13 protein-coding genes and 1 riboswitch are annotated in these 11,484 nt (G+C 67.5%); of the genes, 9 read left to right on the forward strand and 4 right to left on the reverse strand.

Annotated elements, in window-relative coordinates; all coding sequences use genetic code 11:
• Nucleotides 1-89: 89 nt before the first annotated feature.
• Nucleotides 90-1,082 carry a chromate resistance protein ChrB domain-containing protein gene (locus tag ACO073_RS09685; RefSeq protein ID WP_421997022.1) on the forward strand — a complete coding sequence of 331 codons (993 nt, stop codon included), beginning with the start codon at nt 90-92 and terminating at the stop codon, nt 1,080-1,082.
• The gene (chrA, locus tag ACO073_RS09690) at nt 1,079-2,479 is read left to right on the forward strand and encodes a chromate efflux transporter (protein ID WP_421997023.1); all 1,401 of its coding nucleotides are present in this window, start codon (nt 1,079-1,081) and stop codon (nt 2,477-2,479) included. Before ACO073_RS09685 ends, chrA begins: the two co-directional genes overlap by 4 nt.
• A 1-nt stretch (nt 2,480) precedes the next feature.
• On the opposite strand, the gene ACO073_RS09695 is transcribed toward chrA, so the two are convergent.
• Nucleotides 2,481-3,050 (reverse strand): TMEM165/GDT1 family protein, encoded by a 570-nt coding sequence (locus ACO073_RS09695; RefSeq protein WP_421997024.1) that lies wholly within the window; start codon nt 3,048-3,050, stop codon nt 2,481-2,483.
• Nucleotides 3,051-3,129: 79 nt separating this feature from the next.
• Nucleotides 3,130-3,219: riboswitch (yybP-ykoY riboswitch) on the reverse strand.
• Nucleotides 3,220-3,347: 128 nt separating this feature from the next.
• On the opposite strand from ACO073_RS09695, the gene ACO073_RS09700 reads away from it, so the two are divergent.
• The 6 genes from ACO073_RS09700 to ACO073_RS09725 all read left to right on the forward strand — a co-directional run bounded on the left by ACO073_RS09700 (nt 3,348) and on the right by ACO073_RS09725 (nt 7,127).
• Nucleotides 3,348-3,599, forward strand: coding sequence for a DUF3297 family protein (locus ACO073_RS09700; protein WP_421997025.1), 252 nt, complete (start codon nt 3,348-3,350; stop codon nt 3,597-3,599).
• Nucleotides 3,600-3,615: 16 nt separating this feature from the next.
• Nucleotides 3,616-4,602: a CDF family Co(II)/Ni(II) efflux transporter DmeF gene (dmeF, locus tag ACO073_RS09705; protein WP_421997027.1), complete on the forward strand. Its 987-nt coding sequence runs from the start codon at nt 3,616-3,618 to the stop codon at nt 4,600-4,602.
• 104 nt (nt 4,603-4,706) lie between these two features.
• Nucleotides 4,707-4,937 carry a hypothetical protein gene (locus tag ACO073_RS09710; RefSeq protein ID WP_421997029.1) on the forward strand — a complete coding sequence of 77 codons (231 nt, stop codon included), beginning with the start codon at nt 4,707-4,709 and terminating at the stop codon, nt 4,935-4,937.
• A gap of 93 nt (nt 4,938-5,030) precedes the next feature.
• Nucleotides 5,031-5,546, forward strand: a complete 516-nt coding sequence (locus tag ACO073_RS09715) for a c-type cytochrome (protein ID WP_421997030.1) — start codon at nt 5,031-5,033, stop codon at nt 5,544-5,546.
• Between the two features lie 53 nt (nt 5,547-5,599).
• A complete protein-coding gene (locus ACO073_RS09720) occupies nt 5,600-6,598 on the forward strand; it encodes a YihY/virulence factor BrkB family protein (RefSeq protein ID WP_421997031.1) in 999 nt (332 codons plus the stop codon).
• Between the two features lie 31 nt (nt 6,599-6,629).
• Nucleotides 6,630-7,127: a hypothetical protein gene (locus ACO073_RS09725; protein ID WP_421997032.1), complete on the forward strand. Its 498-nt coding sequence runs from the start codon at nt 6,630-6,632 to the stop codon at nt 7,125-7,127.
• 21 nt (nt 7,128-7,148) lie between these two features.
• Here ACO073_RS09725 and ACO073_RS09730 read toward each other — a convergent pair whose 3' ends face one another.
• Complete coding sequence (locus ACO073_RS09730) at nt 7,149-7,436, reverse strand: 4a-hydroxytetrahydrobiopterin dehydratase (protein WP_421997034.1); 288 nt, start codon at nt 7,434-7,436, stop codon at nt 7,149-7,151.
• A 90-nt stretch (nt 7,437-7,526) separates the two neighbouring features.
• Here ACO073_RS09730 and ACO073_RS09735 point away from each other — a divergent pair, with 90 nt between their 5' ends.
• A complete protein-coding gene (locus tag ACO073_RS09735; protein ID WP_421997035.1) occupies nt 7,527-9,053 on the forward strand; it encodes an ABC transporter substrate-binding protein in 1,527 nt (508 codons plus the stop codon).
• A gap of 49 nt (nt 9,054-9,102) precedes the next feature.
• Here ACO073_RS09735 and ACO073_RS09740 read toward each other — a convergent pair whose 3' ends face one another.
• Together ACO073_RS09740 and ACO073_RS09745 are read right to left on the reverse strand one after the other, a co-directional pair.
• Complete coding sequence (locus ACO073_RS09740; protein WP_421997036.1) at nt 9,103-10,230, reverse strand: FAD-dependent monooxygenase; 1,128 nt, start codon at nt 10,228-10,230, stop codon at nt 9,103-9,105.
• A 67-nt stretch (nt 10,231-10,297) separates the two neighbouring features.
• Nucleotides 10,298-11,482 carry a hypothetical protein gene (locus ACO073_RS09745; protein WP_421997037.1) on the reverse strand — a complete coding sequence of 395 codons (1,185 nt, stop codon included), beginning with the start codon at nt 11,480-11,482 and terminating at the stop codon, nt 10,298-10,300.
• Between the last annotated feature and the right edge of the window lie 2 nt (nt 11,483-11,484).

Genomic DNA, 11,484 nt, shown 5'->3' on the forward strand with positions numbered 1-11,484 from the left:
GTCACGGACTATTCGCCGATAAGCGGGCATTATCAAGAGAAAAGATACATATGTAGCAAGATGATGGGTGATTGTGGTACAGGTGAACCATGAACGGTGGCGAGATATTCACCAAAGCGCCGTGGCTCCTGCTGATCCACCAGCTTCCGGCCAAGCCGGCCTATGCGCGGGTCAAGGTCTGGCGGCGCCTGCAGGCGCTGGGCGCGGTGATCGTCAAGAACGCGGTCTATGCGCTGCCCTCCCGCGAGGAGACGCAGGAGGATTTCGCCTGGCTGGCGCGGGAGATCGTCGAGCTGGGCGGGGAGGCCTTCGTTTGCGAGGCCCATCTGGTCGAAGGGCTCGGCGACGAAGACTTGCGCGCCATGTTCGTGGCGGCCCGCAACGCCGACTATGCGCGCCTGGCCGACGAGGGCGGCGCGCTGGTGGCGCGGCTGGACGCGGCCGGCGGCGACGGCGAGCCGGCCGAGATCGCGAGCCAGGCCGGCCGACTGCGCAGGCAGCTGGGCGACATCGCCGCCATCGACTTCTTCGGCGCCGACGGGCGCGCCGCCGCCGAGCGGCCGATCGTCCGCCTCGAGCAACGTCTCAGTCAGGGGAGCGAAGCCATGACGCCATCACAGGGCACGCCGGGCACGCCCTCGGCCGACAGCAGGGTCTGGGTGACCCGCGAGCACGTCCAGGTCGATCGCATCGCCTCGGCCTGGCTGGTGCGCCGCTTCATCGATCCGGCGGCGCGCTTCAAGTTCGTCGCCGGCCGCAGCTACGCGCCGCGGGCCAACGAGGTGCGCTTCGACATGTTCGAGGGCGAGTACACGCACGAGGGCGACCGCTGCACCTTCGAGGTGCTTGTGCAGCGCGCCGGCCTCGACGATCCGGCCCTCGCCGCCATCGCCGAGATCATCCACGACATCGACCTGAAGGACGGGAAGTTCGGGCGCGAGGAGACTGCCGGCATCCGCATCCTGATGTCGGGTATCGCCACTGCCCATCGCGACGACGAAGACCGGCTCGGCCGTGGCGCCGCCGTGCTCGACGATCTCTACGAGCACTTCCGGGCGGCCGGCACGGGGAGGGCGCGATGAGCGACGTCGCTGCCGCGCGGAGCCCCGGCGTTCCCGCTCACGGCGTGCCGTTCGGCGAGGCCATGAAGGTGTGGGCGCGCGTGGCCGCGCTCTCCTTCGGCGGCCCGGCCGGACAGATCGCGGTGATGCACCGCATCGTCGTCGAGGAGAAGCGGTGGATCGGCGAGAACCGGTTCCTGCAGGCGCTGAACTACTGCACCCTCCTGCCGGGCCCCGAGGCGCAGCAGCTCGCCACGTACATCGGCTGGCTGATGCATGGCACCCGCGGCGGGCTGCTGGCCGGCACGCTGTTCGTGCTGCCCGGCCTGCTCGCCATCATGGCGCTGAGCTGGATCTACGTGCTGCTGGGCAAGGTGCCGGCGATCGAGGGCCTGTTCTTCGGGCTCAAGGCCGCGGTCCTGGTCATCGTCATCGAGGCCGTGCTGCGGGTCGGCCGGCGGGCGTTGCGCAACAACGTCATGGTCGCGCTGGCGGCGGCGTCCTTCATCGCGATCTTCCTCTACGACGTGCCGTTCCCGGTGATCGTCTTCGGCGCCGGCGCCATCGGCTTCGTCGCCGGCCGGGCCGGCCTGCAGCCCTTCCTGAGCGCGGGCGGCCACGGCAAGGTCGGTGCGCGGCAGGTGGCCGACCGCGAGTCGCTGCTCGGCGAAGAGACACCGGCGCACGCACGGCCGAACCTGCGCTGGTCGCTATCGCTCGCGGCGGTGTTCCTGCTGCTGTGGCTGGTTCCGACCGCCGTCCTCTATGCCGCGCTGGGCGGCGGCAACGTCTTCACCCAGATCGCGGTCTTCTTCAGCAAGATGGCCGTCGTCACCTTCGGCGGCGCCTACGCCGTGCTGGCCTATGTCGCCCAGCAGGCGGTCGACCACTATCAGTGGGTGAAGCCGGGCGAGATGCTGGACGGGCTCGGCCTCGCCGAGACGACGCCCGGCCCGCTCATCATGGTCACGCAGTTCGTCGGCTTCCTCGCCGCGTGGCGCGCGCCCGGCGCGCTGTCGCCCCTGATGGCGGCGACGCTGGGTGGCCTGCTCACCACCTGGGTGACCTTCGTGCCCTGCTTCCTCTGGATCTTCGTCGGCGCTCCCTTCGTCGAGAGCCTGCGCTCGAACCGCGCGCTCGCCGCGGCGCTGGGCGCCATCACCGCCGCCGTTGTCGGCGTCATCCTGAACCTCGCCGTCTGGTTCGCGCTGAACGTGCTGTTCGCGACGCTGGTCCCGATGAGGGTGATGGGCGCGACGCTCGGCGTGCCCGACCTCGCCTCGGCCAACCTTCCGGCCATGGTCCTGGCGCTCGCCGCCGCGATTGCGGTCTTCTGGTTCAGGCTCGGCATGATCCCGGTGCTGCTGGGCTGCGCAGTCGCCGGCATGATCTTCACCCTGGCCCTGGGCGCCGCCTGAGTCACAGGAGCTGGAAGGCGTCGGCCAGGATCCAGGCGCCGATCGCCAGGAACAGAAGCGCGGCGATCCGGCGGATCGTGTCGAGGGGAATCACGCGCGTGAGCGCCTCGCCGAGCAGCACGGCCGGCACGTTGGCCAGCATCATGCCGGCGGTCGTGCCGAGGGTGACGAATCCGACATCGGCGAACTGGGCGGCCAGCAGGGACGTGGCGATCTGCGTCTTGTCGCCGATCTCGACAAGGAAGAACGCGACGAGCGTCGTCAGGAAGACGCCGTGCGCCGGCCGGCGCGCGGCCGCATCGTCTTCCTTGTCGGGAATCAGCGCCCAGCCCGCCATCGCCACGAAGGCGACGCCGACAACGGTCTGGAAGGTCGGGCCGGCCAGCCAGCGGGACAGGGCATAGCCGATGCCCGCCGCGGCGGCGTGGTTGAGCAGGGTCGCGGCGAGGATGCCCAGGATGATCGGGACGGGCTTGCGGAACCGGGCGGCCAGGATGATGGCCAGGAGCTGGGTCTTGTCACCGATCTCGGCGATGGCGACGACGGCCGTCGAGGTCAGGAGGGCTTCCACGGGACGATCCCAGGCCGGCGCTGCACGACGGCACGCGCACCCTGCCGGCCGCAGGGACGGTGCCGTCGGTCTCGCCAGTACAGGCTGTCGAGCCTGCCGCCCGCACCATGGCCGAAGCCAAGTTTGTTGATGCGGGCTCCGCGGACTGCGGACGGTTACTCCCCGAAGGACGCGCTCTTCTAGCAGCGTCGCGCGGCCCGTGTCTGCGCCGTGCTGTCGCGGTCCCGAAATGAGAAGCAGGCGCAAAATATGCCGTGCGGGGCGGTGCAACGCTCCTGTGATCGCTATACTGATCCCATGACCGAAACATCCTCCGCTCCGGGCCTGCCCGACCGCCTTTCCACCAATCCCAAGAGCCCGTTCTACGACGAGGCCCTGCTGTCGCGCGGCGTCGGCATCAAGTTCGACGGCCAGGAGAAGACCAACGTCGAGGAGTATTGCATCAGCGAGGGCTGGATCCGCGTCGCGGTCGGCAAGACCGTCGATCGCAAGGGCAACCCGCTGACCATCAAGCTGACGGGCAAGGTCGAGCCCTACCTCGAGAAGTAGGAAGGCAGGCCGCGCGATGCACAGCCATACGCTCGACGATTGGCGCCACGAGCATGTCTTCCTCGGCGCCGCCCACGACCGCAACGAGCGCCGGACCTGGCTGGTCGTCGGCCTGACGGCGACGATGATGGTCGTGGAGATTGTCGGCGGCACGGTGTTCGGTTCGATGGCGCTGCTGGCCGATGGCTGGCACATGTCGACCCACGCCGGCGCGCTCGCGATCGCGGCCTTCGCCTATCGCTTCGCGCGCCGCCACGCGCGCAACCCGCGCTTCGCGTTCGGGACCGGCAAGCTCGGCGACCTCGCGGGCTTCGCCAGCGCCGTCCTGCTGGCGCTGGTTGCGCTGATGATCGGCGCCGAATCGGCCCTGCGCCTGATGCAACCGGTGCCCATCCACTACCCCGAGGCCACGGTCATCGCCGTCGTCGGTCTGGTCGTGAACCTGGCGAGCGCCTGGTTGCTGGGCGGAAGCCACGATCATGGCCATCACGATCCTGGCCACCACGCGCATCACGATCATGGCGGGCATGACCATCGCGAGCATGGGCATCATCACGGTCACCACGCGCACGACCACGATCACAATCTGCGCGCCGCGTTCTGGCACGTGATGGCCGATGCGCTGACCTCGGTAATGGCAATCGCCGGCCTGCTGGCCGCCTGGGCCTATGGCTGGACCTGGGCCGATCCCGCGATCGGCATCGTCGGCGCCCTGGTGATCGCCCACTGGTCGTGGCGGCTGATGCGCGACGCCGGTTCCGTCCTGCTCGACGCCACGCCCGACGCCGCACTGGCGGCGGCGATCCGCGGCCGGCTGGAGCGCGACGACGACCGCATCGCCGATCTGCACGTCTGGCGCGTCGGCCCGGGTCACCATGCCGCCATCGTGTCGCTGGTGTCCGACGCGCCGCAGCCGGTCGACGTCTACAAGGGACGGCTCGCCGGCCTGTCCCGCCTCAGCCATCTCACGGTCGAGGTCCATCGCTGCCCGGACGCTCATTGACGGGACTTCCGGTCTCTTGCTGGACAATGCGGGCGCTCCCGCATGTAACCTTCGACCGCCGGGCACGTTGCTGGTGCAGAAATCAGCAACCCAAGGAGCGTGCCATGGACGACAAGACGAGCCGGGTCGAGGGCGAGGGCAGCTACAGCGGCACCAAGGCCTACAACGATTCCACCGCCGAATTCCTGAAGAAGGGCAAGGTTGAGAAGGCCGCCAAGGAAGCCGAGAAGGCCCTGGACTCGAAGGAGGGCGCGGAGCTCAAGGCTGCCGAGGCCAAGGGCAAGGAAGGCGATCCGCGGCACATGGGCAAGGCCGTCCCGGACGCCAAGAAGTAGGACCAACCGCTTCCCCAGAATCTTCGGGACCCCGCGCTGGCGGGGCGGGTCTGCTTTCCCTATAGGAGCGGGCCACACCCTGGGGGAGAATCGATGTCCTTCGACAACCGTTTTTGGAGCGCCGCCGCCCTGGCGACGGCGCTCCTTTTTCATGCGCACGACGCCGCGGCGGCCGATCCGGCCGCGGTCGCGCGTGGCAAGTACCTGGTCAACCTGGGCGGGTGCCACGACTGCCATACGCCGGGATATTTCCTCGGCAAGCCCGACATGGCCCGCTTCCTTGGCGGCTCCGAGGTCGGCTTCGAGCTGCCCGGCCTCGGCGTGTTCCATGGGCCAAACCTGACGTCCGACAGGGCGACGGGCCTGGGCGGATGGACCGACGCCCAGGTCATCGCGGCCATCCAGAAGGGCGAGCGGCCCGACGGCCGAATGCTGGCGCCCATCATGCCCTGGCATGCCTTCGCCGCCCTGACACCCCAGGACGTCCAGGCCATCGTCGCCTTCCTGAGGAGCCTGCCGCCGGTCAGCAACAAGGTGCCGGGACCGTTCGGGTCCAGCGAGACGCCGACCTCCTTCGTCATGAAGGTGGTGCCGCCGGCCGCGAAATAGGCGGCATCGCGGCGCCGCGGGGAGCCTTTCAGGGCAGCCTGCGTTGGCAGCACATGCGCCCGCTGCCGACGACCGCCGATCCGATGGGGGACAATGACCGGATCCGCTGGATCCAGCGGATCGGGAAGTACCGCTTCGTGCAGGTCCTGCGACTGACCGGCGAGGGGTTCGCCGCCGACGAGGCCTGGAGCCGCGGCGCGTCCATTGCCTATTTCACGATGTTCTCGATGGCCCCGACGCTGCTGGTGGTGATCGGCGTCGCGGGCCTGATGTTCGGCCGCGAAGCCGCGCAGGGCGCCATCGTCGAGCAGCTGAGCGGCATGATGGGTCGCGACACGGCGCAGTCGCTGCAGGTCATGATCCGCAGCGCCTCGGACCGCATGGACGGCGTCATGGCGACGCTGATCGGCATCGCCACGATTCTTGTCGCCACCAGCGGCGTGTTCGGCGAGGTGCAGTCGGCGCTCAATGCCGTCTGGAAGGCCGCGCCCAAGACCTCGGTCGTGTCGCGGCTGGTGCGGGCGCGGCTGGCGAGCCTCGGCCTGGTCGTGGCGTTCGGCTTCGTCCTGATGGTGTCGCTGGCGGTCAGTGCGGCCCTGACCGTGGTCACGACCTACCTGCACGGCATTTTCCCGGCGACCGAGATGGCGCTGGTGGCCGTCGACTTCACGATCTCGCTCGGCCTGACATGGGCTCTGTTCGCGGCCATGTACAAGGTGCTGCCCGACACGCCGATCGCCTGGCACGACGTCGCCATCGGCTCCCTGGTCGCGACCTGCCTGTTCGCCGGCGGCAAGTACCTGATCGCCCTCTATATCGGCCAGAGCAACATCGCTTCGACCTTCGGGGCCGCCGGAGGGCTGATCGTCCTGCTGCTGTGGATTTTCTATTCCGCCCAGATCTTCATCCTCGGCGCCGAGTTCACCCGGGCCTGGGCCCGCGTCTACGGCAGCCATGGTCCCGGCCGGGTCCCCGGTGCTCCGCGCCAGGCGCAGTCCCGGCACCCTGTCGCAGGAACGGCCGCGGGAACGAAGGATGGCCTGTCTCGTTAGGGAGAAAATGGGATGTGGGAAGGGCGGCATCATGAAGCGCAATCTGGTTCTGACGGCGATGGCAGTGGCGGTGGCCGGCGCAGGCAGCGTGGCAGCGTTCAGCATGGTCTCCCCCGGGGTCGCCTCCCAGCAGACGGTTCCGGCGCCCCAGGCGGCAGTCGCCGTGCCGGCTCCGGTGGCCCAGCCCGTGGTCGTCGTGACGCCGGGCCCGGCGCCCGCCACGGTGCCCGCCCCGACGGCTTCCGTGCAGAAGGCCTCGCTCGAGGTTCACCAGGCTCCTGTTCCCCTGCTGATGAAGGCCCGCCCGGCGGTCGACCTCGCCGCCGTGCAGGATGCGACCGAGGCCGCAGACGAGAAGACCGACGGCTTCGACCAGAAGGCGGCGCAGGCCTTCATCGAGGCCGATGGCTATCGTGGCGTGCAGGTGCTCGACAAGAGCCCGAGCGGATCGTGGCGTGCCAAGGCGCTGCGCGGCAAGACGGTCGTCATGCTGACCGTCGATGCCAGCGGCTCGGTGTCGGCCGACTGAGGGAGGGCTTCGGCCTCCGCCTCACGCTAGGGAATCGATGACCTTGGCCAGGGCAATATCCTTGTCGCTCAGGCCGCCGGCGTCGTGGGTCGACAGGACGACCTCCACCTTGTTGTAGACGTTCGACCATTCGGGATGGTGGTCGGCCTTCTCGGCCGCCAGCGCGACGCGGGCCATGAAGCCCCAGGCGGCGCTGAAGTCGGCAAACTCCAGCTTGCGCGTGATCGCATCGCGTCCCGAAACCTCCTTCCACTGCGGAAGGCCGTGGAGCGCCTGGGTGCGGGCGGTGCCTGTCAGTTTGGCCGTCATGCGATTCCTCCGCAAAATCTCCGATGATGGCGCGAAGCTTGCCTCATGCGACGGCTCCGGCCTAGGGTCTGTCATCGACAGGAGAATTTAGTGAAACTATTCCGCCGAACCGCTCTCGCCGCAGCCGCCGTCCTTGCCGTCTCCCCGCCTGCCTTCGCGCAGAAAAGCGCCGACACGTTGCGCATCCTGTTCACCGACGCCGTGCCGAACGTCGACATGTACTTCAACAGCCAGCGCACGGGCCTCATCCTGGCGCATCAGGCCTGGGACATGCTGGTCCATCGCGATCCGGCGACGTTCGAGATCAAGCCGGCGCTCGCGACCGACTGGAAGTTCACCGACGACCTGACGCTCGATCTCACGATTCGGCAGGGCGTGAAGTTCCAGGACGGCAGCACGCTGTCGCCCGACGACGTTGTCTACACGCTGAACATGGCGGCCAATCCCGAGTCCAAGGTCGCGACGCCCTCGAACTACGCCTGGATCGACAAGGCCGAGAAGACCGGCGACTGGACCGTCCGCGTCAAGATGAAGAAGCCGACGCCGGCGGCGCTCGAATATCTCGCCATGGTGACGCCGATCCATCCCAAGGCCTATCGCGAGAAGGTGGGCCCCGAGGGCTTCGCCAAGGCGCCGATCGGAGCCGGGCCGTACAAGATCGTCAAGAACGAGCAGGGCAAGGAAGTCGTCTTCGAGCGCTTCGACGACTACTGGGCCGGATCGCCCAAGGGCAAGCCGGGGATCAAGACCCTGCACGTCCGCTTCGTGCCCGACATCACCACGGCGATGACCGAGCTGCTGGCCAAGCGCGCCGACTGGATCTGGAACATCAATCCCGACCAGGCGAAGGACGTGAACCGCATGCCGCATCTCGAGGCGGTCCGCCAGGAATCGATGCGCGTCGGCTACCTGTCGATCGACGCCGCCGGTCGCACCGGTGCCGACAATCCGCTGACCAAGCTCAAGGTACGCCAGGCGATCTGGCACGCCGTCAACCGCCAGGAGATCGCCGACAAGCTGGTGCAGGGCGGCAGCCGCGTGCCGATCGCGCCCTGCTTCCCGACCCAGTTCGGGTGCGACGCCGATGCCGCGGTGAAGTACGCGTACGACCCGGCCAAGGCCAAGGCGCTGCTGGCCGAGGCGGGCTATCCCAACGGATTCGACGTCGACCTCGTGACCTACGTGCAGCCGACCTCGTGGACGGCCGCGATCCAGAACTACCTGCAGGCGGTCGGGATCAAGCCGAAGATCCAGCAGCTTCAGGTCGCCGCCGCCATCCAGAAGGCCTGGAAGAGCGAGGCGCCGCTCTACCACGGCAGCTGGGGCAGCTACTCGATCAACGACGTCTCGGCGATCTTCCCCGTGATGTACGGCAAGGACGCCAAGGACAACTACTCGCAGGATCCCGAGCTCGAGAAGCTGGTGGCCGAGGGTGGGTCCACCGCCGATCCGGCCAAGCGCAAAGCCGCCTACTCGGCGGCCATCAAGCGCATGACGGAGAACGCCTACTGGCTGCCGCTGTTCACCTACGTGAACACCTACGCCTTCTCCAAGGAGCTCGCGTTCAAGACCTATCCGGACGAGCTGCCGCGCTTCTACCTCGCGAAGTGGAAGTAGGCGGGGGTGCGTCCGACCGCGCGCGGCCGGACGCAGCCTCCAGGCGTCGTCAGTCGGCGAGCGGCGCCGTCCAGGCGTCGTATCCGTAGACCCAGTCGGTGTCGGTGACGCCCTTGCCCCAGGCGTTGGCCCGCGAGGTGAGCTGCATGCGGGCCGTCCGCGGCTGGCGGCTCCTCTCGTAGCGGGCCAGCGCGGCGGTCACGCCGTCTCGTTCGACGCCGTCCAGGCAGCGCGACAGGATCGCGGCATCCTCGATCGCCATGGCGGCACCCTGCGCCATGTACGGCGTCATGGGATGGCAGGCGTCGCCCAGCAGGGCGATCGGCCCCTCGGCCCAGCGCGGCAGGGGATCGCGGTCGACCAGCGGCCGCTTGTGGACGTCGGGGCATGCGGCCAGCACGCGCTGCACGTCGGGATGGAAGCCGGCGAAGGCGTCGCGCAGCGTGGCGACATCGCCGCGGGCCGACCAGGATTCGAGGTCGAAGCCCGGCTCCGGCTGGCTGGTGACGAAGTAGACCTCGCTGCGGTCGGGCTTCACCGGATACATCACGATGTGGCGGTCCTCGCCCCACCACTTGGTGCAGTCTCCCATGTCGAAGCCGTCGAGCCGCGCCGCCGGATAGACGGTGCGGTAGGCGATGCGGCCGGTGAAGCGCGGCGCGTCGGCGCCGAACAGCGCGGCGCGCACCACCGAGTTGACGCCGTCGGCGCCGACCACGAGGTCGGCCTCGACCGTGCGGCCGTTGGCGAAGTGCAGCCGGGTCCCGTCCCGCCGCGGCTCGAGCCCCTCGAGCCGGTGGTCGAGATGCACGATGTCGGGCGGAACGGTGCTCGCCAGGGCGGCGTGCAGGTCGCCACGATGGGCGAGGAGATAGGGCGCGCCGTACTTCGCCTCGGCCTGCGGCCCGAAGACCATGTCGAACAGGACCTCGCCGGTGCGGGCGTCGCGGTTGTTCCAGGAGCGCGGATAGAAGGTCTCGGCGCGCAGCAGCGCCTCGAGGCCGAGCCCGCGCAGCACGTGCATGGCGTTGCAGCCGATCTGGATGCCGGCGCCCAGCCGGGTGAACTGCCGCGCCTGCTCGTAGACCGCGACCTCGAGGCCGATCCGGCGCAGGGAAGCGGCGGCGGCGAGGCCGCCCATGCCGGCGCCGACGATGGCGATGGTTGGCGGCTTCAATTTGTCTTCAGGGGCCATCTTCGCGCCGGTGCGGATTTGGAGCGATCGGTTCCGCTAGTGAAGAGGGCTAGAAGGTGTCCGGGCGACGTTTGCCGACGAGGACGAGAGCGTCGCAGTAGTCTTCCTGTATTTCAGGGTTGGCATTTGCAATTCTAACTCGTTTTATCGGTTCGACATCATATGTCGCGGCGACTTCCCCCATCTCATTGGGAACGATCCGCAATACTGACCTTCCGAATGGTACCCGTGGCTTGCTGGAGCCATTGGCTACATTGAACAAGCTCGGATCGCCAAGGTAGTTCTCGCGCCAAAGCGGAACCGCAAAGTTGCTCGGCCGAACTGGGAGGTCAAAGAGGCGATATAGAACAAGGATTCGAAGGGCATCCGGGAGGCTAGCCGACGTGGAAACTCCGCCGGATACTCGATCTATCGTAGCTGCCAAGTGTGCTGCCGCGACGTGCCAGGTAACAAGGAATTGCGACCCGCGGCGAGTTAGGGTTGGACTACCACCTGCGAGAGGCGAGCTGCGACTCCGCGGAGCTTCCTGGTTCATTCGAAAGAAGGCCTCGACGGTCTCGTTAAATTCGATTCCCGCACCGGCGTCCTTTGTATGCTCGCTCGTGTAGTTTCTGCGAGACGCTTCGCCAAAGCGGCCTTTAGCTTCAGGTGTCGGGGCATAGTCGAGAATGCCGAACGAAGCGACCGTCGCCGCCGGGTTATCGAGCGCAATAACGACGACAACTGAGGAATCACCACTCTTCGCTCCCCCGATCTCCTGGAAGAAGGGGTAAAGTTGCCAGTAGCGTCGAAGAAGCGCGAACGATTCTTCCCGTTCGACGCCGTGTAGTTGCTTGAAGCGTTCCTCATCTTGATCCGGCAATTTCTCGAGCTTTTCCTCCGTGGCTTCGAATGACTTCTGGAGGCTGTCGCTGACATCGCTGAACTGCCATTCAATCGCGAAGCTCGTAATGGTCTGGCCGGCGACGATGAGGCGTTTGAGGCGCTGAGCATCTCTCTGCTGCGCAACCCTTGCATCCTCGATTCGTCGGCGACTTTCCAAGTCAAACGAGAGCACGCTCGTAAGAGCGCCGACGATCACGAATGTCAGCGCGACCCAACCGGCTCTAGTTAGCCGCTTTCGACCTGAGGCATCGTCTTCGGATAGTTTTTGAGTGAGAGCCCAAAGGGTTGACGCTGCGGTAACAACAAAACCCGCAACCTTGAGAATGGCCAAGATATCGAGATAGTCCATTC

Origin of the sequence: Reyranella sp. (genome assembly GCF_965229815.1) — a bacterium.
Classification (GTDB): domain Bacteria; phylum Pseudomonadota; class Alphaproteobacteria; order Reyranellales; family Reyranellaceae; genus Reyranella.